Source organism: Paenibacillus sp. FSL R7-0163 (assembly GCF_037969975.1).
GTDB classification, from domain to species: Bacteria; Bacillota; Bacilli; order Paenibacillales; family Paenibacillaceae; genus Paenibacillus_AQ; species Paenibacillus_AQ odorifer.
Genome location: NZ_CP150224.1, coordinates 1,501,082 through 1,526,914 on the forward strand (window position 1 = coordinate 1,501,082; position 25,833 = coordinate 1,526,914).

Here is a 25,833-nt window from a genome sequence, read left to right on the forward strand (position 1 = left end):
TTAAGGTTTCTTGGAGGTAAATACGTGACGTTATGGCTTGCAATTCCCCTCGTTTTGCTTGTGCTGGCACTGATCCTGGTCCTGTCTTCATCTATCGATTTCCGCATACGGTGTTATAAACATGGAAAAAATGACCTGCTCGAATTAGATATTACCTCTCTTTTTGGTCTGATAAAGCTTCACTATGAACTTCCCCAATTGGTTTTTAAGGGATTGGAGCAGGGTGTGTGGGGAAAGTTTAAAGAGACAGGGACTGCGACGACAGGTGTAGATACCGTAAAAGAAGAGATATTCGATAAAGAAAGAGTAATGCACTGGCGCGACAATGTTAACCAAGCTGTAAAATCTACACGCGGGTTGAAGGAATGGTTAAAAGAGACTGTAGCTCATGTGAAAATATCAAAGCTCGATTGGTCCACCGATTTCTCTCTTGGTGATGCAGCAGATACTGCGACCGCATCGGGAGCGGTTTGGGGCCTGAAGTGGAGTATTGTTGGTTTTATTTCGCAGTGGGTGAAATTGCAGCAGCACCCTCGAATTTTTGTTAAGCCTGTTTTTGAAGATGAGCTTTGTTTTGCAATGGAGTTTGTCTGTAAGGGGAAAATCTCAGTCGGCTATACTTTGTATGCCTTAATGCGGCTATCTCGGCGTGTCTTGCGTGAAAAAGGTGGGATCGGCCATTGGAGAAATCTGCTGAAACAGATGCGTCAGGAGCCACATGGGAAAGTTTAAAATGAAAGTTACATACAAATGGGCGGAAGTGGGGATGATATACGCTGTAGAAGAAAGAGAAATCGTACTCAATTAAAGGAGGAAACAATATGAGCGACCATCCTATTCAAGGCCTAATGCAAACAGCGATGGAAAATATCAAGGGCATGGTAGATGTGAATACCATTGTCGGAGATCCAGTACAAACTCCTGACGGCAGCATCATCCTGCCTATCAGTAAAGTTGCCTTTGGATTTGCTGCTGGTGGTAGTGATTATCGAGTAGAAGATTCTATAAGTGGTTCAAGCTCCCAAGGTGGAGTCAAAATGCTTCCATTTGGTGGAGGTAGCGGGGGAGGCGTCTCCATTCGACCGATCGCTTTTTTAGTGGTAGGTAAGGATGGAGTGAATATTGTCCCTCTGGACAATCAAACTCACCTATTCGAAAAAATCATCGACGCAACACCAGGGCTCATCGACAAAATTCAAACCATGTTCCAAACCAGCAATGCTGCAGCTCAAACGCCGCCAACACCTGCCACACCAGCAGCAGCACCTGTTAAAACCGATCCAAGTACATCTCAATCTTCAACTCATTAGGTACACATAATTCTACAAATAGCCTCGGGGATATCGCCATACATCAGGCGGTGTCCCTTTTTTGACGTATCAGAAAGTATATTTTGGTCCCCGCAAATTACCTGAAAAAATATCGAAGCAAGGCCTCACATTGTGGGGATATTTTGTGTGGAACATCCCAAGGAGTGGACATACCCTAAGGCTGGTCCGCATACACTTGTACAACATAAACACTTTTACTTAAGATCCGATAAGAAGCCGGAGGATGAACATGAAGACAATAACCCGTAAATGGCCATTCGCCTTAATATTCTGCCTTTCGCTGCTGCTTCTGGCGCCGCTATCTTCAATTCAGGCCGAGAACAGCTCTATCTCTACACATGCAAGAGCAGCGGCACTGATTGATGTGGAATCCGGGCGTATTTTGTACAGCAGCCGTGGGGATGAGCCTATGCTTATTGCCAGCTTGACCAAAATTATGACCGCCCTCGTCGCCATTGAGAATGGTGATTTAGCCTCTAAAGTCAAAGTAGGAAAAAATGCCTATGCGAAAGAAGGCTCTTCTATTTACTTGCAGCAGGGGGAAGAGATGACGCTGGAAAATATGCTGTATGGCCTGATGCTGCGCTCAGGGAATGATGCAGCAACGGCGATCGCTGAGCATATCGGTGGTTCTGAAGAAGGTTTTGTATACCTGATGAACGCTAAGGCTGAGGAGCTAGGGCTAACCCATACTCATTTTGCTAATCCCCATGGTCTTGACGCTGAAGGGCATTATTCAAGTGCCAACGACTTGGCTGTTCTGACCGCTTATGCTCTTCATAATCCTGTATTTAAAGAAATTGTGAAGACGCAGGAGAAAACTGCAGACAATCCAAATGAGAAATGGGATTACAAATGGAGAAACAAAAATAAGATGCTGTATTTATACGAGGGAGCGGACGGTGTAAAGACAGGTTATACCAAAAAAGCACTGCGCTGCCTTGTCAGCTCTGCCACCAGAAACGGCCAGCAGCTTGTTGCAGTTACTATAAATGACGGCGATGACTGGAATGATCATGCTTCCCTGCTAAACTTCGGGTTTAATCACTATCCGCTCAAAACACTGATCGAACGTGGTGATGCCGTGACGGGCTATAACTTTGTAACCTCCAAAACCTTTGCTTATCCACTTGGACAAGGTGAACAAAATAGAGTGATCACGAAACTTGTTTTGAATCAGAAGGAAACGGTCTCAGCCGAAGCTACGCGAGCAAATTTTGGATTGCAAGGGGCGCTTGTGCTGGAGCTGGGCGGAAAAGAAATAGGCCGCGTGCCGGTGTATACTCCTGAGAATCTGCCTCCTGAGCAATCTGCTTATATGAAAAAGTATAGTCCCACACTAGCCCAGTCTTATCCGGCAAACAATTGGTTCCAGGCGCTGGGCAGTGCGCTGAAAGCTCTATTTGAAATGGGAGCGAGTTCGAAATAAGAAAATGGGCTGATGAATGAAGAAGGAGGCGTATCCATGATTAACGGGATTTGGCTAGGAATGATCATCATCGGTTTTCTGTTCGCCGCCGTTAACGGCAGAATGGATGAGTTTACAGCCGCCGTATTCGACGGAGCCAAGAGTGGGGTAACGGTTAGTTTTGGCTTAATCAGTGTGCTTGTGTTCTGGCTTGGAATCATGAAGATAGCAGAAGATGCAGGTTTGCTTAAAAAGATTGCCAAGGTGCTTGGCCCTGTCGTAGCTTTTTTATTCCCTGATGTGCCGAAAGGGCATCCTGCCATTGGATATATTCTCTCCAATATGAGTGCTAATCTGCTGGGACTAGGCAATGCCGCAACGCCAATGGGCATCAAGGCGATGCAGGAGCTGCAAAAGCTTAACCCTGATAAAGAGACCGCCACACCAGCCATGTGTACTCTTCTAGCACTTAACACAGCAAGCATTACGCTTATCCCAGCCACACTGATTGCCATCCGGTTAAACTATGGTTCAGCCGATCCCGCAGGCATAGTAGGTACAACACTTGCAGCAACGGCCGTGGCGACACTTGCAGCGATTGCGGCAGACCGGTTTTTCCGAAGGCTGACTTTACTGCGCAAACCGCCGAAGCCCCCTTCAGCAAAGTCTGGGGTTCCTCCTTTGACGAAGACAACACTCCCTAATTCCTCATTGAAAGGGTGAACGTGATTTGTACCAGTTCATCAGTCTCATATCGGCATGGGCGATTCCGGTCATGATCACGTTCATCCCGCTCTATGCTTTTACGCGCAAAGTGCCAGTCTACGAATCCTTTGTTGAAGGCGCGAAAGATGGGTTTGGCACGGCCATTGCGATTATTCCCCATCTTGTGGGGATGCTGGTTGCGATCAGTGTTTTTCGCGCTTCTGGTGCGCTGGACTTTTTCATGGGTTTCATTTCCCCTGCCCTGCGTGGGCTTGGTGTTCCTGCCGAAGTATTGCCGCTTGGTCTTCTGCGGCCGCTTACGGGGACAGGGTCGCTTGCCTACACTACGGATCTGATCCGTGTGCATGGCCCGGATTCTTTAATTGGTATGATTGCTTCCACCATACAGGGGAGCACAGATACAACGCTGTATGTTTTGACCGTTTACTTTGGAGCTGTAGGCGTACGGAATGGCCGTTATGCGCTTAAGGTTGGCCTGTTCTCCGATGTTGTCGGCTTTGTCGCTGCGATCGCTGTGTGTCTGCTATTATTTGGATAGTCACCCCATTGCCCCCCTGAACATATGCTATTGCAGCAATGTGGAGGGGGGCATTCCGCAATGAACTATAAAGGTTTTATTCTGCATCATTCTAGCTGTACATCCATTAACGGTAAAGGTTTTGACTTCTGGGTAGGAGTGGATGGCGCAATTTATGCAGCACCGCTACTGACAGATCCAGAGTATATTCATATTTGTTTGGAAGGTGATTTTGGAAAGGAAGTGGGCGATCCTCCAATATCCGGAAGGAAGGAGCAGCTTTTTGCAACGGCTAAACTCGTTTTAGAATTAGTAGAACGCTACCAAATCTCCCCTTTAATCATCGAACCCCACAATAATTCCTGCCCAGGAGCATTTTTTCCTTGGAATGAACTTGTGATTTATCCCTCTGATGGTTATCATTGATCTGAGGTGACTAGTCGAATATGGAAAGATTACAGAAAATTTTGGCGCAGGCCGGTGTGGCGTCCAGACGTAAGTGTGAAGAAATGATTTTGGCCGGTAAAGTGGAAGTCAACGGGGAACTCGTAACTACGCTTGGCACGAAGGTGGACCCCGCAACAGATATTATTAAAGTTTCCGGTAGACTGATCCGGGGCGAGAACAAAATCTATATTATGTTCAACAAACCTAAGGGAGTTATCACAAGCGCTTCCGATCCAAAGGGTCGTAAGGTTGTAACTGACTACCTAAAAGGAATTACTGAACGGGTTTACCCTGTAGGCCGGCTCGATTACGATACGGAAGGTTTGCTGCTGCTGACAAATGATGGGGACTTTGCTAACTTGCTAACCCATCCGAAGCACCATGTACCTAAGACGTATCATGCTACGGTCAAGGGTATACCGCATGGTACTGCATTGGACAAGCTGAAAGCTGGCATTAAGCTGGAAGATGGCATGACAGCGCCTGCGGAAGTAGAGTACAAGGATATTGATGAAGCAAATAAAGAAGCGGTAATCAGCATCACGATTCACGAAGGACGTAATCGTCAGGTACGACGCATGTTTGATGCGATTTCACACCCCGTACTCCGTCTGAAACGGATTTCATTCGGGGATATTATGCTGCAAAATCTCAAACGTGGCTCATACCGTCATTTGACCAAGGATGAAATTAACCATCTGCAGCAAATTGCCAAAGCAGGATTGCTTAAAGAAAGAACTCCACGTAAAGAGTCATAAAGACACAGAATATTCACAATTAAACCCCCTAAAGCTGTGACGAAATTCGCTATAATGTTCATAGGATGTTCACACCTTACAACATAAGTATGAGTTGCGTCACAGAAGGGGGCTTTACGTGTGGGTAAAGCAAGAAAACCAATTCAAATCGTGATTCTGTTTCTAATTGTTATAGTGGGCGGTTATGCCATCGGTTCCTCTGTATTTGGGGGAAGCGGCAAACCAGAGGAAGGGAGCAAAGCACCTTCCTTTGATTTGCTTGGGCTTGACGGTCTGGCTCATACCCTAGACGAATATAAGGGCAAGACTATTGTGCTTAATTTCTGGGGCTCTTGGTGTGCACCTTGTGTCAAAGAAATGCCGGCTCTCCAAGCGCAATGGGAGAAATGGAAGGACAAGGACGTAGTGGTCTTAGGCATTAATGTGGGCGAAGACCGGATGACTGTCGAGAATTTTGTGAAGCAAGTAAACATCGATTTTCCGATTTTGATGGACACTGGACGTGATGCTGTACGAAGTTATGGTATTTCTCCGCTGCCAACTACCTTATTCATTAATTCCAAGGGTAAAATTGACAACATTCATATCGGCCAGCTTGATTTGAATTCACTTGATGATCAAATTGGGAAGCTGGTGGATTGATGAGTGAACGCGAGGCATTTATAACCAATACCAAATGTGAATGTGGTCACCAGAACCCTGTAGGCACTGTTTTATGCGAAGCATGCGGGAAGCCGTTGGGTAAAGAATCAGACTGGGGCGAGAATTTGGAAATGCGTTACGATGGCGTAGCTCGCCGTTCTCAGCGCGTTAACCCGGGGATTATTGATCGGGTGTGGAACTTTTTCTCTTCCGTCAAAATAGCGATCTATCTGATCGTGTTGACACTTATAGGCTCTATGTTAGGGACGATTTTCCCGCAGGAGAGTACTTTTCTTAATATTGATGCCTCAATTTATTACAAGCAAGAGTACGGAACAGCCGGATATATTTATCACAAACTTGGACTTTCACATACATACGAATCCTGGTGGTTTGTAACTCTACTCGTAATGATCGGCGCTTCACTTGTGATCTGTAGCTTGGACCGAGTACTTCCGCTCTATAAGGCCTTAACCAGGCAGAAGATTCGGAAACATCGTCAGTTCTTAACTCGGCAAAAAGCTGTGTTAGTAACTGAAGTACAAGAGGAACCAGAAGCTTGGGTAGCCCGGGTAATTCAGCCAATGCGTAAAAAGGGCTATCGCGTGAAGACGGATGGAGGAGCTCTGCTGGCAGAGAAACATCGCTTCAGCCGCTGGGGACCTTATGTAATACATATTGGCTTAATTATTTTTTTACTTGCTGTATTAGCAAGAGGATTGCCGGGACTGAACATGGATCAGCATCTTGCTTTCCCGCAAGGGGAGATCACACAGATTCCGGACACCACCTATTATTTGAAAAATGAGAAATTCACCGTGGAGTTTTATACGGAGGAAGAGATGCCTGAGGAATTTCGAGGCAAAAAAATACTTCCAAAGCTATTCCAGACCCAAGCTGTGCTTTATGAATGCACCGCGGATTGTGGAGACCCTTCGAAGGAACCACAGCTATCCGAGGTGACGAAACATGATATCCAAGTAAATTCACCTTTGGATTATAAAGGATTGAAAGCGTATCAGTTTGATTATGATCTGACCCCGGTGCTGCGTTCGGTACAGCCTGAGCTTAAGAATTCCACCACTGGCGAGGCGTTCGGCAAATTTAAGCTGGACATGAAGAATCCTCCGCGGGCAATTCAGGCGGGTCCTTATACTTTAACTTTGAAAGAAAAGTATATGGATTTTGGTCTAAATGAGGATGGACAGCCGATTTCCAAATCACCTTATCCGAATGCACCTGCTTTTTTGTTCCTGATACAAGGTCCGGATCTCCCGGCGGAAGGGCAGCAGTATTTCTATTTTCCTAAACAGGTGGATAAGGCGCAGTTTCAACAGGCTGCCATTAACGATAAGCTTGGCGGGAGCAATAGATTTCTTGAGCTTGAAGTGGACAACATGAGCGACGTTGATTTTTCGGAATCGACTACTTACTTGAATATACGTATTGATCGTGCAATGCCGTTTGTATGGCTAGGTGCAGCAATCGTGATGCTGGGTTTAGTGCTTGGCTTCTACTGGCAGCATAGACGTATCTGGCTTACCGTTGCTAACGGGGAGCTCATCCTCGGAGGACATACGAACAAGAACTGGTTCGGTTTCCGCCGTGAGATCGTTTCTATTTTAGAAAAAGTAGATCTGGTAGTCGATGAAAAATCATTAGATAATGGAGGAGGCCTTTCATGAGCTTGCTCGACATCAGCAGCGCTGTCTTTATTGCCGCATTTTTATTATACAGCGGTTCGTTTATGTTATTCACTATCGCCATCATGGGTCGCAAGTGGTCAGGCCGCAAGCCGGAGGAACATACCGCACGTTGGGGCAAAATTGCTTTTATTTTCTCTTCAATAGGTCTTATCTTTCATCTTATTTATTTCTTTACACGTTGGGCGGGCTCAGGGCATATTCCGGTCAGCAACATGTACGAGTTCATGACTTTTTTATCGATGATGGTCATGGTTGCCTTTACCGTGATGTACGCTATTTATCGTAAGGTAATCCTGGGTCTCTTTGCAGTTCCAATCAGTATTATTGTGATGGCTTATGCTGCAGTGTTTCCACAGGAAGTACAGCCGCTGATTCCATCTCTTCAATCAAACTACTTAAAGATACACGTAACACTGGCTGCACTAGGTGAATCCTTCTTCGCAGTAGGGTTTGCGGCGGGACTGATGTATCTGCTGCGAACAGTCAATTTTTCCAGTAAAGAGAAGGCGGATCGCAAGCAACAGAGGCTGGTCGAATTTACTCTCTTTTCAATCATTGTTATAATTGGGTTTCTGGGTTCTGTTTTTGCATTCCGCGGAGCAGGCTACGAAACTGTTTTTGTCCGTCCGAACGTTACGATTGACAGCCCCGGGCAGGAAAATAGTACAATAGAGAAAGTGAGTTATCGAATGCCGCCGATTGTGGCACCTCACAATAGCGAAATTGAGAGCTTCCAGTCGTTTCTTGGCATAAAAGAACCACTCTTTGAGGCACCATCTTGGATGAATGGTGTAAATGCTGGACGGAAGTTTAATACTGTAATTTGGTCACTCCTTTCCGGATTAATCCTCTACGGAGTTCTTCGCTTGATCGTACGTAAACCGCTGGGCACTGCTTTACACCCAGTGATGGACGGAATTGATGAGGGCGATCTAGATGAGATTACGTATAGGGCGATAGCCATTGGCTTTCCTATTTTCACATTAGGCGCTTTGATCTTTGCAATGATATGGGCGCAAATCGCTTGGGGAAGATTCTGGGGATGGGATCCTAAGGAAGTCTGGGCGCTTGTCACTTGGCTCTTCTATAGCGCTTATCTTCATTTACGTTTGGCTCGTGGATGGCAAGGAAGAAAATCTGCCTGGCTGGCTGTGCTTGGCTTCCTGGTCGTAATGTTTACTCTGGTTGGCGTTAATTTAGTCATCGCCGGACTTCATTCTTACGCGGGGACGGACTGAGCATAGTTTACCTGTTAACGTTGCACAATGGTTTAAAGATTACGTTCTACTGTATTGATGAAGGGGTTGTAGTGAAATGGCAGATCATTTAAACAGAATTCTGGTAGTGGATGATGAGGAACGTATTCGCCGCCTGCTAAAGATGTATCTTGAAAAAGAAGGTTATGAAATCGATGAAGCGGAAGACGGAGAAATCGCTCTTCGTAAAGCAACAGCAAATGACTACGGTCTAATATTGCTGGATGTTATGCTGCCTGGCATCGATGGGATGGAAGTGCTGACAAGACTCAGAGGAGTGAAGTCAACACCGGTGTTAATGCTTACAGCTAAAGGCGAAGAGATCAACCGTGTTCAGGGCTTTGAGATGGGCGCAGACGATTACGTTGTGAAGCCCTTCAGTCCACGTGAAGTCATTTACCGGGTGAAGGCTATTATGCGCCGTTCTTCGGCAACTGCTTTCTTGTCCAAGGAGAGCAATTCCAGCAATAACATTGTATTTACTCATCTTATTATTGAGCATGATGCTCACCGTGTGACTGCTGGTGGTGAAGAAGTGAGTTTGACACCTAAAGAATATGAACTTCTGCATTATTTGGCTATTTCGCCGGATAAAGTATTTTCTCGTGAAGAACTGCTTAAGGATGTCTGGAATTATGAATTTTTCGGAGATTTGCGTACTGTAGATACTCACGTAAAACGCCTTCGTGAAAAACTGAATAAAGTATCACCGGAATCCGCAGCGATGATTACGACCGTATGGGGCGTAGGCTACAAACTAGAGGTACCTAAATAAGTGAACTTCTGGAGAAGTCTTGTCGGCAAACTGTGGGTTACGATCATCTGCCTGGTCGCTGTCGTACTTATTACCTTGGGGTTATTTTTGCTTCCCTACATAGACAGTAACTTTGCCAATTCCGGAGATATCAAACGTTTATTTATGTATACTTGTATGATCGGATTTTCTTTGACTACATTTTTTGCGTTATTTTTGTTTACCAAAATCACCCAGCCGATGCAGCGTGTCATTGAAGCTGCGAATAACATTCGCCGGGGAGAATACGGAACAAGGCTTACGCTGGTCACAAGTGATGAAATTGGCCAGTTGGCGACTTCCTTTAACCATATGGCTGAGGAGCTTGAAGAGAATATTCGCAGTCTGCATCATGAGAAGGGGCATTTATCTAGCGTACTGCGCAGTATGAGCGATGCTGTGATCACCTTTGATATTGAAGGGCAGATTATTTTGACCAATCCGCACGGCCAAGCTCTGCTAGAGAGCTGGAGCGATTTGCAGTGGGAACATGCGAGTGATGCTGAGCTCCATCCCGAAACGGCTGAGAGCAGTGTTCCGCCTCCCCTGCGTCCTTTATTTTTAAGCACCCTGAAACAAGGTGGCGATGACCGCTCCAATGTACATGTGCGGCAGGGCGTCTGGTCTGTTCATATGGCACCATTATATTCTGAAGGCAGCATCCGGGGAGTAGTTGCTGTACTGCGGGATGTGACGGAAGAGGTGCGTCTGGAAAAGATGCGCAGAGACTTCGTTGCTAACGTCTCCCATGAAATACGCACTCCGTTGTCGATGATGCAAGGGTACAGTGAGGCTTTATTGGACGGGATGGCTTCATCCCCCGAAGAAAGCAGTGAGCTGATCCAGGTCATTCATGACGAATCACTGCGTATGGGGCGTCTGGTTAAGGATTTGCTTGATCTTGCCCGAATGGAAGCCGGACATACGGATATGATGAAAGCTCAGGTGGACATGAATGAACTGCTGGAACGAGTCTACCGTAAATTTTCTGTACGTGCCAAAGAGCGCGATATCCATCTTCACTTGCAGCAACAGAGCGATATTGCTGTTCTGAAGGCAGCGGATGAGGATAAACTGGAACAAGTCCTAACCAATTTACTCGATAATGCTTTCCGCCACACACAGGGTGGCAAAAAAATCACAGTTCATACAGGAACTTGTGTATTAGAAGGTCGTCGTTATCTTGAGATTAAAATTCAGGATGAAGGGGTGGGAATTCCACCAGAGGATCTGCCGTATATATTCGACCGCTTCTACAAAGCTGATAAGGCGCGTGTACGGGGAGAATCAGGTGGAACAGGACTTGGGCTTGCGATTGTTAAAAATATTGTAGAGTCGCATCACGGGACCATCTCCGCTTCAAGCAAACTAGGCGAAAGTACAACCTTTACGCTAAGACTTCCTGTCGAAAAACAGTAATTCCAAACACAATGTGTGATAGCGCCTCTGACAGCAGAGGTGCTTTTTGTTGAAACAAACACATTAATCTTGTTCATCGTGGAACATTTCTTGTAGGTTTTGCTTGGGAGGGCATAGAATGATTTTATCTTTAGACCAAGGTACTACCAGCTCACGAGCCATATTGTTCGATACGGAGGCTAAATGGGTCTCACAAGGTCAATATGATGTTAAGCAATCCTTCCCCCATCCAGGCTGGGTAGAGCATGACCCTGAGCAAATCTGGGAGTCACAGCTCGCAGCGGCAAGAGACGCGATTGCGCGGGGTGGCATAGCGGTTGAGGAGATCTCTGCCATCGGAATAACCAATCAGAGAGAAACGGCTTTAATCTGGGATAAAACAACGGGCAAACCGATATACCCTGCGATCGTGTGGCAGGACAGGCGTACTGCAGAGCAATGTGAAGAACTTAAAAGTAAAGGGCTGGAGCAAGTTATTGCGAGCAAGACGGGCCTTGTTGTAGATGCTTATTTCTCAGCTACCAAAATCTCCTGGATACTGGATCACGTGGATGGTGCCCGAGAGCGGGCGAATCGAGGGGAGCTTCTGGCAGGTACGATCGACAGCTGGCTAATTTGGAGACTTACTTGCGGAGCCGTACATGTCACTGATGTTACCAATGCCTCACGTACGATGCTGTTCAATCTTCATGAACGGTGCTGGGATGAAGAGCTAATGCAAGAGCTTCGTATTCCGCGTACCATTCTGCCAGAAGTAAGAATGTCTGGCGGCGAATTTGGAATAGCAGACAAACAGTGGTTTGGGGCGGATATTCCAATTCGCTCTGTACTTGGAGATCAACAGGCTGCATTGTTTGGACATACTTGTCTAGAACCCGGCAGTGCCAAAAACACCTATGGTACAGGCTGCTTTATACTTATGAACACAGGCACAGAAGCTGTAGCCTCCAGCCATGGCTTGTTGACCACTGTAGCTTGGGGTATGGGAGATGAACTCTATTATGCCCTCGAGGGCAGTGTGTTCGTAGCCGGAGCGGCTGTTCAGTGGCTGCAGGAGGGGCTTGGTCTTATAGAGGAGCCAGCAGGCTCAGAAGTTAAAGCAAGGGAAGTAGAGGACAGCGAAGGGGTTATCGTTGTGCCTGCGTTTACCGGACTGGGGGCACCCTATTGGGATATGTACGCCCGTGGAGCCATATTTGGCCTCACCAGGGGCACTACCTCAGGACATCTGGTACGAGCTACATTGGAGTCCTTAGCCTTTCAATCTAGAGATGTAATAGGAGCTATGGAAAAAGACGCAGGCATGCCATTGACCGGCCTTCGTGTGGATGGCGGAGCTGTGCGTAACGATTTGCTGATGCAGTTCCAGTCTGATATCCTGGGCAGTGAGGTTACTAGAACCACATATGCGGAGACAACAGCGCTAGGTGCAGCGCTTCTGGCCGGGTTAACGTCCGGAGTCTGGACACGTGCCCAGCTAGAGAGCTTCAACAAGGCTGAGAGGGTCTTCTCGCCTGAGATGGGTATTACTGAGCGGGAAGGTCGTTACAACGCCTGGAAGGACGCTGTAGCGCGTACCATGGGTTGGGAGAAGCATGAAGGATATCAGTGATAAAGGGGCTGTATATGTCTATGGTTAACGGAAACGAATCTGATCTGCCGGGCGGACTATCTAAGCCGGCGCTTCGAGCCCTGCATGGGGCTGGATATGTTCAGCTTCAACAATTCAGCAAGCTTACGGAGGCAGAGCTTCTGCAGCTACATGGATTGGGGCCAAAGGCGATCGTTCTACTGCGGAGTGCTCTCGCGGAAAAGGGGCTCACCTTTGCAAGTAAGTCCTGATGTTGCGTTCATATTTATAACAAAAAGCGGCAAGCTTAGGTGAATCCCTAGCTTGCCGCTTTTTGTTATATAGCTCCTAATATTCAATAACAAATGCTACATTTTGCCAACCGGCGCCCACTGTCCAGAACAGGACTTTATCACCACGTTCGATCTTTCCAGTAGTTACAGCTTTATGTAGAGCAATAAATGGGCTGCTGGTAGAGGTATATCCGAATTCATCCCCTATGTATACCGCTACATTGCGATCAATACCGACTTTCTCACACATCTCTAAGATATTAGGCAATGAAAACTGTGAGAAGCAGGCTGCTTTAATGGCTTCAGGCGCGATATTGTTGTTAGATAGTAGAGTACGAATAGACTCAGAAGCAGCATCTATGCAAATGGAATCATCAAAAGGAATAAACTTCACATTAAACTCTCCAGCCGCTACACCTTGTTTACCCAGTTTAGCCAGGCCTGCGCACGGGAACTTGGATTTATCGCAAACACAAGGATCCGTTTGGTAGATAGAGTCAATGAAACCGACTACATCCTCAGCTTGTTCAAGAATGACTGCCGCCGCTGCATCACCGAAGTTAGCGTAGTAGACTGGATCATTCTTATCGGCATGAGGGGTTACATAATCGGAGCCGATTATCAACGCTCGTTTAATCCTAGGATTCGCTTGCATCTGACGGCTAACCTGTTCCACTGAAGCCGTCATACCCGCACAATTAGCGTTGCTGTCAATGCAGATTGTATGGGATGCGCCTTTGATCAAACGGTGAATCATTAATGAGTTGGTAGGAAAGATATACTCAGGAGTTTGACTTGCATAGGCAATAAGGTCGATATCGGCACCTGTGAGACCACTTTTCTCCAGAACATTCCGGGCAGCCTCAAAAGCCATCGTAAGGGAATTCTCATCCGCATCCTTAATACTATACCGTGTAATACGACCTAATGCGGATAATAGACCTCGAATATCAATGCCTTTTTCGTCAAAATGCTTAATGAAAAAGTCGTTACCAACTATATTGCTGGGATGATAGATATCAATGCCTTTAATACGAATTCCGGTCATAATACGCCTCCAGGAAAGCAGTAAAATGTGGCCTACATATTAAGATTAAAAGATCTAGACTGTAACCGCAGAAATGATCTCGATGTTATCGAGTCCAGCTTTACGGCCAAGACGGGAAAGCTGCATTTTGAGGATCGGGTTATTTTCAAGCGTTAGATTTACTTTTACAAACCCATCATTCTTAAACATTACAAAGCAGCTTTCTAAAAGAGGTACCACATCTGGTGCAGTTACATTTAGCTTTCTGCAGTCGATTTTTAGTTCATAGTCAGCTGGAGTAATTGGATTGATAGTTTGTTGATAAGCTTGAATAGATTTTAGACCATCTTCTTCAGAAAATGTTCCATCTAACTCAATGTTAATAACCTTGTTTGTAGTGTCTGTCTTCAAAACGAAACTTCCCATGCCTAAATCTCTCCCATAGATTGAATTTGTCCAAAACAGTTCGACTGCAATATCCAGCCATGTATATCCATTTAGCTGTTTTATAAAAGTCAAAATTCGACACTATACAGCAAGTAATGGGATATTCCGACTCTATTATAGGCATATTTTTCAAGTGTATGCAATAATAAAGTCGAATTTTGTATATTGTTGTCGAACTGTTGGGTTATTGGATTTCTTCTATGGTTGCAAGCAGGATATTAAAAGCTGTAATGATTCTAGGTGCCCCTATAACGGGTACTAAGTGTAATAGAATACCTTTAAGCTGTTCTACGGTAACTCCAACACGAAGGGCCATGACATAATGAACGCCCAACTGTTCGAATTGACCCATTGAAATTAAAGATGAAATGACTGCGATTTCCTTCCAGTCAGGGGCTATAGTATTACGTTGAAAAATATCGCCATAGGCATTCCCCATAATAAATTCAGCCAAGTCAGGGAAGTGGTCTTTAATTGGAGCTAGTGCTTTTGCGCCATAGTCTCCTGATAGATTCGTGAAGTGGTTGAGACCACTGTTGATATTTTCCTTCATGGTTAGCCTCCTAGTTTAGGTTCAAAGTACGGTGTGCAGTCGGAGGGACTTCATCACGGTCTGTTAGTAGTTCAATAACGGCAACATGGTTTAGAGCTACCGCATCTTTAATTGCAGCTGTGAATTCATCCGCATTCTCACATTTGTAGCCTTTAGCACCTAGAGATTCAGCGAATTTTACGGCGTCCATTGGTACTTCATATAGAGTTCCATCGATACGACCTGTGGTTTTCTCCATACCCTTAAGAGCCATATCTAGTTGCTTATTATTGACCACGATAAAGATGACAGGGATATCTTTGCAGACAGCGGTGTTAATCTCAGCGCCGAGCATCATGAAACAACCATCACCTGTAATGCAGAGGATAGTTTCTTCAGGAGCAGCAACTTTTGCACCAATAGCCATGCCGATCGAATTACCCATGCAAGCAAAATACGCATCAAAAACAAAGCTGCCCGGTTTCTTAACCTTGTACCATTTTGCAGCGTGGAATCCATGACTTCCATCATCAACGAAAATTGAATTATTATAAGGGATCAAATCACTTAAAGTGCTCATTACCGAAGCAAGGGAAAGATTCTTGAGGGTTGGAAGCTCTTCTGAATAATCCGCATCGGCCAAAGCCTCACGTTTGGTGATTGTGTTTGGGTCAATATGATTTAGGCAGTGCACCAAATTATCGCGCAGGTCCCCAGTGACCGGTATCGTTTTGGACAATAGTATTTTTCCGACAAAGGTTGGATCAATATCAAATTGAATTAAAGTTGCTGGATGATTCTCCCGTTTAAGATTACAGATGGTCATATCACTTAAACGTGATCCAAGCACTATAAATAAATCGCTTTTATTCAATAAATCGTCCCCGTGGGTCGAACCGCCAACGCCAATAGGACCATGATAGAGTGGGTGATCCCAGACTATAGCCCCTTTTCCACCTGGAGATGTTACTACAGGAATATTAAAAGTTTCTGCGAGTTGAACAAGCTCTTTATGTGCTCCGGAGCGGTTAATTCCTTTACCCGCAATAATCAAAGGATTCTTAGCAGCTTGAATAGCATCGATGACTCTATCGATATTAGCTTGACTAATTAGAGATTCTCTTTCTGGGATTACTATATTGCATTCTTCCAATACTTCAGTTTGTACATCAAAAGGAATACAAAGATGAACAGGACCCCGTTTGGTCAGGGCCACAGAAATCGCATGATTAAAAATAGTACCAAAGTGATCCCCACGTTCAACCAATTTACTGAACAAGGTGGCAGGTTTGAACATATCAGCTAAATCAGCCAGAAAAGAGGTGGAGTCCTGACATTGAGGAATTCCAAGCTCTGTAATGGATTGGTGGCCGGTAATAAATAGGACAGGTAGGTTGTTAGCTTTCGCATGTGCTGCTGCTGTAAGCAGGTTAGTTCCCCCAGGACCCGAAGTACCAAATGCTACGCCTAGGTTACCCGTTTTCAGCGCATACCCTGCTGCTTCGAATCCGGAGCTTGCTTCATGTCTGCCGGGAATAAATTCAATACCGTAATCCACCATCTTTAGAACTATTGGACAAATGGATTTGCCAATGATCCCAAAAGAATGGGTGACTCCAAGGTTACGTAGTGCTTCCGCCATGTAATCTGCGACTGTCTTCAAAAGAAACACCTCACAAGTTTTTTGATATATATTAGTTATTAATCTACCGAATAGATACGATAGATCAATATACTCAAAAAGTAAAAACCTGTGCTCTATAGTAAGCACAGGTTGGTGGCATAAGGCACCGCTAAGACTGAACAATAGTTCAGCCGTCCTGGTTCCTCTGCAACCTGGCAATCATGGCCTCAAACGAAAAAATGAGGCTGTAGATCCATGGTTTTGCGTCATCCTCTTTCGAGGATTTTGCCAATATTAATTTATAGTTGATAAGAATAATTTTCCTTTACAATATATTCCTCATTAATTTTTGTCAACATAATCCGCTAAAAAAACTCGAAATTTGACGAAAGTCTTGTCCAAGAGATGAAGTTTTGCCTCGCGAAAAAAACTGCCACCTAAGACTCAGCTTAGGTGGCAGTTGATAGTTTTGAACTAGAATTTAAAGATATGAATGGTTTTTTGCAGATTAAATACGGCCTGGGTCATTTTTTCCGTTTCTTCTGCAACAGACTGCAGGGCATTAATCTGTTCATTCATAGCCGCCGATACCTCTTCCGTGCCAGCAGCAGTTTCTTCGGTGATTGCTGAGATATTCTCAATTGCACTGGAAATTTTCAAGGCACTTTCTAGCATAAGATCACTCTCCGCAGAGAATGAAGAGATTTGCTCGGTAATGTACTGCACGCTTTGTACAATTTGTGCGAAAATATGGGCAGATTGAGTGATCATTTCATTCTGAACCTGCACAACCTCTTCATTGATGGCAATATTATCGATGGCTTGTTTAATATCTGACTCAATGCTGCGGACCAAGCCGAATACTTCTTTTGTGGATGCCGTAGATTCTTCAGCAAGCTTGCGAACCTCTTGAGCTACAACGGCAAAACCCCGACCATGCTCTCCGGCACGAGCAGCTTCGATGGAGGCATTCAGTGACAGCAGGTTGGTCTGCTCAGCGATCTCTGTGATGGTCTTGGTGATCATCGTAATCCCGCGGGCATTTTGTGAGAGAGCTTCAATAGTATCAGCCACTTTTTGTGTAGCCTCTATGTTTTTGCGCATGCCTTCAGCCTGTGTATCTACGGATTGGCGCCCTTGCTCAACAAGTTCTAAGGTATGTATTGAACGTCTGTTCATTTCTTTGGTGGAGTTCGTATAATTGGATACTTTGGTCTCAATGTCTTTAATGGATTCTGTCATATCAGCGATATCCGTAGATATTTCATTTGCACCAAGAGCGAGCTCAGTAGAAGAAGAGGCTACTTGTGCCATGACAATCTTCAGGTTCTGGTTCTTATCTTCGATTCCGCGGCTTGCATCCATAACTTGACGGGTGATCTGCGATGCATCGGTCAGAATCTTCTTGAGCTTATCAATCATTGTGTTAAAGGAGCGGCTTACGTCACCCATTGAGCCATTTTCGTCCGCTCTGCTAGTGAAATCGCCCTTCGAAATACTGTGAGATACATTAGCAATATCATCAAAAGATGATGTAAGCGTTCTCTCCACGAAGCGAGCAACAGGTAAAGTCAGACCTGCAAGAACAACTACTAGTATAATTCCTACGAGAAATTGACCTAGAATCATTAACGTAACTAAGACAGGAATAGCAAACAGTGCGGCAACGAGGTAACATCCGGCAACAATTCTTTGTTTTAACGGAAGTTTGTGCATCCAGCTCATTGGTAAAATGTCCCCCTTATTAAATTTTATGTAATGGTGTTATTATAGGGGATTTATAGGTCATTGGTCTATAGAGAAGTGTCATAAATCTTCTTTAAGTAGTAGATATTTAGAATTCATGTCAAAATTCCTCATATATTGTGGAAATTGTTTTAATAGCAGACTTTACCATCCCTACTAGTTCGATAGGAGCTAAAACAATAACTGAAGGAGAGAAAGAGAGTACGATACGACAGGCAGATTCTATAGCATTAAACTCGGCCTCCACGTTCATCCACCCAGTATTAGCAGAGGGTTCTACTAAAGTTATAGTTACATATCTTTCACGTTGTAATTCTTTAAGAATAGACTCATTCACCTTTAAGTTCACTACATATTTTGGCAGTGCTGCTTTAAAAGCTAAAGTCGATTGTTCCCAGTAGCTTTTTAAATCAAAAGCCTCAGGTCTGACAAATGATTCATAAGTTGCGTCAGCTTGTATTAATCTCGACACGCGAAAAGTCCGCATTTCACCCTCGGTTCGTGCCACTACATACCAAACTCCACGTTTTGCGACTAACCCGAGAGGTTCAATGAAACGCTCCTTCATCTCGTCATTCCGTGGGTAAGTGATCTTCACTTTACGGTCTTCCCAAACAGCTTCCTGCAAGACAGATAGGAACGGGTACGTCTCGTCGGAAGGGTGCCAGCTGGCACCATCAATATGAATGCGCTGGCTCAGGTAACTGGCTGGATTATTCGGCCTGGATGGGGAAGCAGCCTCCAGCTTAAGCACGGCAGAAGAGAAGTCGTTTTGTATACCCAGATCTTTTAAGATTGAGGAGTCTGCGGACAGCAGCAGTGTAGCAATTTCTGAGGGCTTCATACCCGTTAAGGAGGTCCGGTATCCTTCTGTGAGTATCCAACCTCCTTCGCGTCCCCGTTCGGCAAGAATCGGTATTCCCGCTGTACATAAGGCTTCCATATCTCTAAACACAGTTCGTTCAGACACTTCTAAGGTCTGGGCTAGCTCACGGGACGTCATCTTTCCACGATTTTGCAGCAAAAGTAAGATGGATAACAAACGATCGGCTCTCATTAAGGGAACATTCCTCCTCCTAATAAATGTTAGTTAGTTCTTAATTAATTATTATATTATATATGTCAGTTGATGTCATATTAAAGAATTATACTTATATAAGGTAAGGATTAAATACAGAACATTTTGAGAAAAACAAGTGTAGAAAGGATTGAGGACATGACTTTAAAAGGAAAAGTAGCATTGGTTACCGGAGGCAGCAGAGGTGCTGGTAGAGGAATTGCATTGGAGCTGGCAAGGAAAGGTGCATTCGTTTATATTACGGGCAGAACGACAGAGGCTTCTGGCACAGAGCATAGCAAGCGGAGCATTGATAACGTACTTAGGGAAATAAAAGCGGAGGGAGGGTCCGGCAGCGCCATACGATGTGATCATACAAAAGATCAGGAGACAGAGGCGGTCATTCGCCAGATTGCTTCAGAGCAAGGGCGGCTTGATATTTTAGTCAACAATGTATGGGGCGGCAACGATTTACCTATTGAGCAGAAGTCTTTCTGGGAGCTTCCTACAGCGCATTGGGATAATATGTTTAATGCGGGTGTGAGGGCACAGTTGATAACAAATTATTATGCAATTCCATTAATGCGTGAGGCAAAAGCTGGCGGTCTAATCATCCACACAACCTTTTGGGATCATTACAAATATCTTGGAAACTTCTATTATGATCTTTCTAAAAACTCCCTAGTCCGCATGGCCTACGGGTTATCGAATGAGCTTAAAGAGGACAACATTGCAGTTATTCCGCTTACTCCGGGCTGGATGAGGACAGAGGCGGTGTTGGAGAGCATGAACACGGATGAGGAGCATTGGCATGAGGTTGAAGCATTGCAGATGACTGAATCCACAACCTATATCGGTAGAGCAGCCGCTGCTCTAGCAGCCGATCCTAAGGTCATGTCTATGACCGGACAACCGCAGCAGGTTGCTACGCTGGCTGAAAAGTATGGATTTACAGACATCGATGGTCGGACTGTTCCCGCATTCTTAGTCTAAACAGCAAACTTGATCTGTTTGATCCCATTTGTGCGTACGAAGCAGTGTAGGACACAGCTGATCTTAAATGCAGCATTTTCGTATATTAAGAACGCTATCGGTCCCCATAGACGCTATTGATAGGCAAAACACCTGATTTAGCTCTCTTTTTGAGGAATAGTGGCACTGGAGAAACCCTGCTTCAAAGGCGAAATTATTGCATATAGGGTCATCTGGGTCCGTAACCTCAAGGGTGTCCGTAAGCCCCCACTAGGGAACTCGATTCGATATTGTAAATGAAGCCGAAACGGGTCGACGATCAACAACAAAAGCAGCGAAACTCCTATAAGGGGAGGATCGCTGCTCTGTTGTTTGATTTCTATCGTATTGCTTACAGAAGAATGATTTCTTCGGCAGTGTTGATTTCTGGCAGGCCAGCAAGCTTCACAAGCACATGAGTAGGTACAGCTTTATCAACGGTCAGCAGCATGATTGCTTCGCCACCAACGATTTTACGTCCCACTTGCATGGAGGCGATGTTGACATCATTTTCGCCTAGCAATGTGCCCACAAGTCCGATAATCCCTGGTTTGTCGTTATGGGATACTACAATTTGATGTCCTTCAGGAGCGATATCAACTGGGAACTTGTTCACTTGAACAATTCTTTCTCCATAACCTTGCAGCAATGTTCCGGCTACGAGACGTTCTTGGTCGTGATCTGTTTTAAGGGTCACGGTAATCAGATTAGTGAAGCCTTTAGTTTTGGAAGCTTTAGTTATTACTACATTAACGTCGCGTGTTTTTGCCAAATGCATGGAGTTAACGATGTTAACATCCTCAGCGAAGTGACGGGAGAGCACGCCTTTCACAATATAGCGGGTAAGTGGTTGGGTATCGACATCTGACAGATCACCCGCATACTCAACATGGATTTCACGAATAGCACTATCTGTAATCTGGGTAACAAAGCTGCCCAGCTTCTCACCAAGTGTGAAGTAAGGCTGGAGTTTGTTCATTACGCTTGGAGCAACTGGAGGAATATTTACAGCATTGATGAACGGTTCATTACGCAGAATATGCAGTACTTGTTCCGATACATCGATCGCTACATTCTCCTGAGCTTCAATTGTAGAAGCGCCCAAGTGAGGAGTCACGATAATTTTTGGATGCGACAAGAATGGGTGATCTGCTTGTGGCGGTTCTTTTTCGAATACGTCAAATGCAGCGCCAGCAACAATACCGCTATCAATAGCTTCTACTAACGCCATTTCATCAATTACACCACCACGGGCACAGTTGATGATGCGCATTCCCTTTTTCATCACTTCAAATTGCGGGCGGGAAATCATATGGCGTGTTTCCGGAGTAAGTGGAGTGTGAACAGTAATGAAGTCTGCTCCGCGGACTACATCGTCAACGGAAGCTAATTTTACTTCCAGTTTCTCAGCACGCTCAGCAGTTAAGAAAGGATCAAAAGCAAGGATTTCCATGCCGAAAGCTTTGGCACGTTTTGCCACTTCGCTACCGATTCTGCCCATTCCCAGTACACCTAAAGTTTTGCCGCGAAGTTCTACACCCACGAAGGTTTTTCTATCCCAGGTTCCACCAATTGTTTTTGCATAAGCTTGTGGAATGTGACGGGCCAAAGCCATCATCATTGCAAAAGCATGCTCACAAGTTGTAATGGTATTTCCATCAGGAGCGTTGATAACAACAACCCCACGTTGAGTAGCAGCTTCCAGCTTGATATTATCTACACCCACACCTGCACGACCAATGACCTTTAAGTTTTTTCCAGCTTCGATAATTTTTTCAGTTACTGTAGTTTGACTGCGGACGAGTAGACCATCATATTCACCGATGATTGCAACGAGCTCATCTTCACTGAGACCTGTTTTTTTGTCTACAACTACATCTGTTGCGTCCATCAATTGCTGAATGCCCAAATCACTGATTGGATCCGATACTAATACTTTAAACATGGTTTCTTATCCCCCTTAAAGTTGAAAAGCTTTATATGTCGAGGACGCCCTGATGGGCAGTCCACAATACCAGAAGGTTCACGAACTAGTAGAGAAAAACATGTAATAATAGTAGATCAACGCGGTGTCGCACAAAAGAAACAGCGTGCAAGAGTACCGCGAAATCGGTAACTTTGGGCATAAGGTAGTATTTATGGGGGATTAGGGAATTAAAAAAACTCCCAACCCCATACTACTGCCGTAGTAAGGGACGAGAGTTATCTTCGTGGTACCACCCTAATTCACTGCAACTTGGAAGAAGCAGCCTCATTGGCCTGCATAGGCCACACTGTTAACGGAGTTGATCCGATTGTACCTACTTTAAGGTTCGATACAATATCTCAGGAGCGCTAAAGATAGCTGTTCGTCACCGGTTTGCACCAACCACCGGCTCTCTGAAGACTTCCAGGATCTTTGTTCCATCATCGGTTTTGAATGATTAATTTTTTCATAATGTAACACGGTATGCAAGTTGTGTCAATAGGCTTTGCAAGCAGCGTTTCTTGAAGTGAACTTCATTTTTCGTTATGATTCAATAACTGGTTCTATTCAAAAAAGAACGGAAGCTGTGGAAGTGTCTCCCTGTTATAATACTGTTCCCGCCATTTTACAAAATCCTGTTCCTGCACAGCACCTGTAGAAATCAACAAGGTTACTGAGGACTGGATATCCGAAAGATTTAATGAGCTCGCAGTGCCTGAGTAAATCATATCGTCTATTTTAGCAGTGATGTCCTGAGGATCATAACCTGCAAAAATTCCGCGATTCAGCATCATGTCAGCGATAGAAGCATTCTTCAAAAGCAGCGGCATTTTTTTCCACTGGATGAAAGACATCGTTTTTAGTTCGCCAGGTGCAGAAGGTATTTTCTGGTTTGTCTTAGAGCCCCATTTTAGCATAGAATCATAGAAGTTCTTTTGAGCTAACAGACCGTACTTCACGGCGCCGGTTGTAAATTCATCATTTTTCAATAACTTGGCTGTCTCTGCACCAGAGGCACTAGTAGAGACTTTGCCGGAGGCCTTAGAAAATAAAGTTAAGCTTTTGAGTACATTGACCTGTGACTGATGTAATAGAGGAGAGTTAGTGAAAATTGAATCTTGATTAACTCTTTCATATTGCTGGTCTGCTAGAATACTTAGATTCTTCATTACTGCCGCATTCATACGAGCATCTGTGCTGCGCGCTAACTTATCTACTTGAATGTTCCAATTCCGCTTGAATTCCCGATAGGGCAAAAATACGTTATGATAGAAAGTAACAAGATCCTGCTGTTGATACGAGCCCGTGAATTCTACTAATCCATTCATGCTTGATTGATTGTCATATTTGGCTTCAGTTTTGTCTGCGCCAACCTTGACGCCAGTAAAAAATGCGGCGAAGGCGCAAACTAAGAAAAACAAAAAAACTAGCGTGTATAACATTTGATTGCGGGACTTACGTTTGCTCATAATAAATGCTCCTTTTTCTGGGGGGATTATCCTATGTATTATGTATTGATAGCAACACTATGGACGGTTTCTCTCTCGGAGCGGCCCGAAAAAAATAAAGAACAGGCAGGTCACGATGAAAAAATTCAAATTTGGCGAGATTAAGGTTAAAAAGGTAGAACCAGGCCAGTTGACAGACCGTCTTCTGCTGCTCAATCTCTATATCACTCAGGGGCTCACATTAATTATCGGTTTGATATGGATATTATTTCAGAAAAGAAATCCTTTTCAGCTATTAATTATTCCAGAAAAAGTACATTTTGTGGCATGGGGCCTCGGTCTTGCTGCTGCAATGCTAATTGTTGACTATTTATTGACACATATTGTCCCTGAGGAAAGCATGGATGATGGTGGAATAAACGACCTTTTATTTCGAAATCGCCCTGTGTGGCATATTATCGTCATAGCAGCAATTGTATCGGTATGTGAGGAGCTCTTATTCCGCGGAGCCATCCAATATTCCATTGGCCCTTATTGGACGAGTATAGTATTTGCTCTTATTCATGTCCGTTATTTACGTCACTTTGTACCTACCGGCTGGGTATTCTTAAGCAGTTATGGTCTTGGATATATTTACATTCAATCGGGCAGCCTCTGGGCCCCTATACTATGTCACTTCTTCATCGACCTGATCTCAGGTCTGGTGATCCGCTATAGGAGGGAATCATGAGTGAGGAATTAAGCCGGGTAAAGTCTCGACAAAAACAACATAAAAGTGAAAGCAAACATCCTGGCAAAAGTAAAAAAGAGAAGCGGACTTCGGAGGCTGTAAAAAAGGCTACTCCTGAAAAGAAGTCTACTCCTATAAAGAAAAATGCTACCGCTCGGGTTTCTACGGCAACTTTATCAAGAAAAGCTCGCCGCCCAGCAGGTTCTGCAAAGCGCTCTTCCACAGGAAGTAAAGAGAAGGACGAAGAATCTGTTCCTTCTCGTTCAGATACTTATTCTTCAGAAAAAGTTCGTTTAAGCAAGATGTTTGTGAATTCTTTGATTTTTATCTTTGTTATTTTGCTAATCGGGCTGCTTTGGTGGGGAATTGAAGGAGCGCCTCCGCTGAGTACATTATGGTGAGCACAGGGGTATGGGGAATGGCTCTGGTCATTCTATTGATAGCTGCGGCTGTTGTCATAATCATGGTGATTAATGCTTTTAGAAACAGAATTATTACCGAGGAAATAATGCTAGATTCGTTACCTGAAGAGTTCGATGGATTTCGTATTTTGTTTATAACAGATATCCATCGCCGCCGCCTTCCTTCCGCGCTTCTGACACCATTAAAGGGTGGGGTAGATGTTGTCTTTCTGGGAGGAGATCTAACGGAAAAAGATAGCCCTTTAAATCGTCTTGTCGATAATATGACTCTAGTTACTTCTATTGCATCTACCTATGTAGTGCATGGAAATCATGATTACCGGGCTAATATTTCAAGGGTAGATGAGATTATTCAGGACAGTGGTGCAAAACTGTTAATGGATGAAAATGTGGCTTTTGAACGTGAGGGAGCTAAACTTTGGTTAACCGGAATTGATTTTCCGAAAAATGGGGGCAAAACTCCATACGGTCCTTTTCCGCCATTAACCACAAACACTTCTGCTGAAGGTACCTGTCGTATTATTCTTGTACATGATCCGCTTTGGTTATCCAAGCGCCAGAGTGTGCCAGCGGACCTGATTCTCGCAGGTCATACGCATGGGGGGCAGGTGATCCTTCCATTTGTGGGTCAAAGACATGTAGAGCATTTCTATCATAAATATGACGCTGGAAAGTTTAGTTGGCCAAGAGGGGACGGTTCCGCAAAAAATGCCCTGCTGCTGATCAGCAGAGGGTTTGGAACAGCACATCTGCCACTTCGCTGGGGCAGTCCTGCTGAAATGCATGTGCTGACACTGCGTAAATCAACCCAATAGTGCTTACTCTTTCCAGTAAGAAAAACTGGTAGCGTAAAAAGGGGGTTCCAAAGCCATGCAAATGGCTTTTGGAACCCCCTTCTATTTTTGTTTGATTCGAAAACAATTGCGCTGACGAAGCAACTATCGGACATGTAAAGAT

Annotated in this window: 26 protein-coding genes, 1 riboswitch and 1 other annotated feature; of the genes, 18 read left to right on the forward strand and 8 right to left on the reverse strand. The window is 44.7% G+C overall.

The genetic code is table 11. From position 1 onward, the window contains the following. The first annotated feature begins 24 nt into the window (after positions 1-24). From NST45_RS06535 to NST45_RS06600, 14 genes are all read left to right on the forward strand, one after another. Complete coding sequence (locus tag NST45_RS06535) at positions 25-732, forward strand: DUF2953 domain-containing protein (RefSeq protein WP_076101497.1); 708 nt, start codon at positions 25-27, stop codon at positions 730-732. A gap of 89 nt (positions 733-821) precedes the next feature. Next, positions 822-1,310: a GerW family sporulation protein gene (ytfJ, locus tag NST45_RS06540; protein ID WP_036676154.1), complete on the forward strand. Its 489-nt coding sequence runs from the start codon at positions 822-824 to the stop codon at positions 1,308-1,310. A 250-nt stretch (positions 1,311-1,560) separates the two neighbouring features. Next, positions 1,561-2,760, forward strand: coding sequence for a D-alanyl-D-alanine carboxypeptidase family protein (locus NST45_RS06545; protein ID WP_339825203.1), 1,200 nt, complete (start codon positions 1,561-1,563; stop codon positions 2,758-2,760). Between the two features lie 36 nt (positions 2,761-2,796). Beyond that, positions 2,797-3,462, forward strand: a complete 666-nt coding sequence (locus NST45_RS06550; protein WP_036676157.1) for a nucleoside recognition domain-containing protein — start codon at positions 2,797-2,799, stop codon at positions 3,460-3,462. A 7-nt stretch (positions 3,463-3,469) separates the two neighbouring features. After that, positions 3,470-4,003, forward strand: a complete 534-nt coding sequence (locus tag NST45_RS06555) for a spore maturation protein (protein WP_036676158.1) — start codon at positions 3,470-3,472, stop codon at positions 4,001-4,003. Between the two features lie 60 nt (positions 4,004-4,063). Beyond that, positions 4,064-4,408, forward strand: a complete 345-nt coding sequence (locus NST45_RS06560) for an N-acetylmuramoyl-L-alanine amidase (protein ID WP_036676164.1) — start codon at positions 4,064-4,066, stop codon at positions 4,406-4,408. Positions 4,409-4,428: 20 nt separating this feature from the next. Next, a complete protein-coding gene (locus NST45_RS06565; RefSeq protein ID WP_036676166.1) occupies positions 4,429-5,187 on the forward strand; it encodes a pseudouridine synthase in 759 nt (252 codons plus the stop codon). Between the two features lie 120 nt (positions 5,188-5,307). Then, positions 5,308-5,829, forward strand: a complete 522-nt coding sequence (locus NST45_RS06570) for a redoxin domain-containing protein (RefSeq protein WP_038572444.1) — start codon at positions 5,308-5,310, stop codon at positions 5,827-5,829. Continuing rightward, positions 5,829-7,514 carry a cytochrome c biogenesis protein ResB gene (locus NST45_RS06575; protein WP_038572442.1) on the forward strand — a complete coding sequence of 562 codons (1,686 nt, stop codon included), beginning with the start codon at positions 5,829-5,831 and terminating at the stop codon, positions 7,512-7,514. The genes NST45_RS06570 and NST45_RS06575 overlap by 1 nt, the downstream gene beginning before the upstream one ends. After that, positions 7,511-8,773: a cytochrome c biogenesis protein CcsA gene (ccsA, locus tag NST45_RS06580; RefSeq protein WP_036676173.1), complete on the forward strand. Its 1,263-nt coding sequence runs from the start codon at positions 7,511-7,513 to the stop codon at positions 8,771-8,773. Before NST45_RS06575 ends, ccsA begins: the two co-directional genes overlap by 4 nt. A gap of 76 nt (positions 8,774-8,849) precedes the next feature. Beyond that, positions 8,850-9,566, forward strand: a complete 717-nt coding sequence (locus NST45_RS06585; RefSeq protein ID WP_036676174.1) for a response regulator transcription factor — start codon at positions 8,850-8,852, stop codon at positions 9,564-9,566. Next, entirely contained in the window at positions 9,567-11,003 is a 1,437-nt protein-coding gene (locus NST45_RS06590; protein ID WP_076101492.1) for an ATP-binding protein, read from the forward strand. It abuts the gene before it with no gap. A gap of 118 nt (positions 11,004-11,121) precedes the next feature. Continuing rightward, complete coding sequence (gene glpK, locus NST45_RS06595) at positions 11,122-12,615, forward strand: glycerol kinase GlpK (RefSeq protein ID WP_076101490.1); 1,494 nt, start codon at positions 11,122-11,124, stop codon at positions 12,613-12,615. Between the two features lie 14 nt (positions 12,616-12,629). Next, the gene (locus NST45_RS06600; protein ID WP_081384042.1) at positions 12,630-12,845 is read left to right on the forward strand and encodes a DNA-binding protein; all 216 of its coding nucleotides are present in this window, start codon (positions 12,630-12,632) and stop codon (positions 12,843-12,845) included. 76 nt (positions 12,846-12,921) lie between these two features. Here NST45_RS06600 and NST45_RS06605 read toward each other — a convergent pair whose 3' ends face one another. From NST45_RS06605 to NST45_RS06630, 6 genes are all read right to left on the reverse strand, one after another. Continuing rightward, positions 12,922-13,914 carry a ketoacyl-ACP synthase III gene (locus NST45_RS06605; protein ID WP_339825207.1) on the reverse strand — a complete coding sequence of 331 codons (993 nt, stop codon included), beginning with the start codon at positions 13,912-13,914 and terminating at the stop codon, positions 12,922-12,924. A 54-nt stretch (positions 13,915-13,968) separates the two neighbouring features. Beyond that, entirely contained in the window at positions 13,969-14,319 is a 351-nt protein-coding gene (locus NST45_RS06610) for a hypothetical protein (RefSeq protein ID WP_076127478.1), read from the reverse strand. A gap of 205 nt (positions 14,320-14,524) precedes the next feature. Beyond that, entirely contained in the window at positions 14,525-14,893 is a 369-nt protein-coding gene (locus tag NST45_RS06615; RefSeq protein ID WP_036676184.1) for a carboxymuconolactone decarboxylase family protein, read from the reverse strand. Between the two features lie 10 nt (positions 14,894-14,903). Continuing rightward, a complete protein-coding gene (locus NST45_RS06620; RefSeq protein ID WP_143760464.1) occupies positions 14,904-16,544 on the reverse strand; it encodes a thiamine pyrophosphate-binding protein in 1,641 nt (546 codons plus the stop codon). Between the two features lie 155 nt (positions 16,545-16,699). Then, a riboswitch (cyclic di-GMP riboswitch) is annotated at positions 16,700-16,796 on the reverse strand. Between the two features lie 174 nt (positions 16,797-16,970). Continuing rightward, the gene (locus NST45_RS06625) at positions 16,971-18,221 is read right to left on the reverse strand and encodes a HAMP domain-containing methyl-accepting chemotaxis protein (protein WP_036676188.1); all 1,251 of its coding nucleotides are present in this window, start codon (positions 18,219-18,221) and stop codon (positions 16,971-16,973) included. 121 nt (positions 18,222-18,342) lie between these two features. After that, positions 18,343-19,299, reverse strand: a complete 957-nt coding sequence (locus NST45_RS06630) for a YafY family protein (protein ID WP_076213556.1) — start codon at positions 19,297-19,299, stop codon at positions 18,343-18,345. Between the two features lie 159 nt (positions 19,300-19,458). On the opposite strand from NST45_RS06630, the gene NST45_RS06635 reads away from it, so the two are divergent. Continuing rightward, positions 19,459-20,292, forward strand: coding sequence for an SDR family NAD(P)-dependent oxidoreductase (locus NST45_RS06635; RefSeq protein WP_076213553.1), 834 nt, complete (start codon positions 19,459-19,461; stop codon positions 20,290-20,292). A gap of 370 nt (positions 20,293-20,662) precedes the next feature. On the opposite strand, the gene serA is transcribed toward NST45_RS06635, so the two are convergent. Together serA and NST45_RS06645 are read right to left on the reverse strand one after the other, a co-directional pair. Further along, the gene (serA, locus tag NST45_RS06640) at positions 20,663-22,255 is read right to left on the reverse strand and encodes a phosphoglycerate dehydrogenase (RefSeq protein ID WP_036676193.1); all 1,593 of its coding nucleotides are present in this window, start codon (positions 22,253-22,255) and stop codon (positions 20,663-20,665) included. Positions 22,256-22,498: 243 nt separating this feature from the next. Beyond that, positions 22,499-22,729, reverse strand: a binding site (T-box leader). Positions 22,730-22,839: 110 nt separating this feature from the next. Continuing rightward, positions 22,840-23,745, reverse strand: coding sequence for a hypothetical protein (locus tag NST45_RS06645; protein ID WP_076127483.1), 906 nt, complete (start codon positions 23,743-23,745; stop codon positions 22,840-22,842). Positions 23,746-23,860: 115 nt separating this feature from the next. Here NST45_RS06645 and NST45_RS06650 point away from each other — a divergent pair, with 115 nt between their 5' ends. From NST45_RS06650 to NST45_RS06660, 3 genes are read left to right on the forward strand one after another with little or no spacing between them, the layout of a single operon-like run. Further along, positions 23,861-24,454 (forward strand): CPBP family intramembrane glutamic endopeptidase, encoded by a 594-nt coding sequence (locus NST45_RS06650; protein ID WP_036676197.1) that lies wholly within the window; start codon positions 23,861-23,863, stop codon positions 24,452-24,454. Further along, complete coding sequence (locus NST45_RS06655) at positions 24,451-24,855, forward strand: hypothetical protein (RefSeq protein WP_038572439.1); 405 nt, start codon at positions 24,451-24,453, stop codon at positions 24,853-24,855. Before NST45_RS06650 ends, NST45_RS06655 begins: the two co-directional genes overlap by 4 nt. Before the next feature lie 17 nt (positions 24,856-24,872). Beyond that, complete coding sequence (locus NST45_RS06660; RefSeq protein ID WP_076213550.1) at positions 24,873-25,691, forward strand: metallophosphoesterase; 819 nt, start codon at positions 24,873-24,875, stop codon at positions 25,689-25,691. The last annotated feature ends 142 nt before the right edge of the window (positions 25,692-25,833 follow it).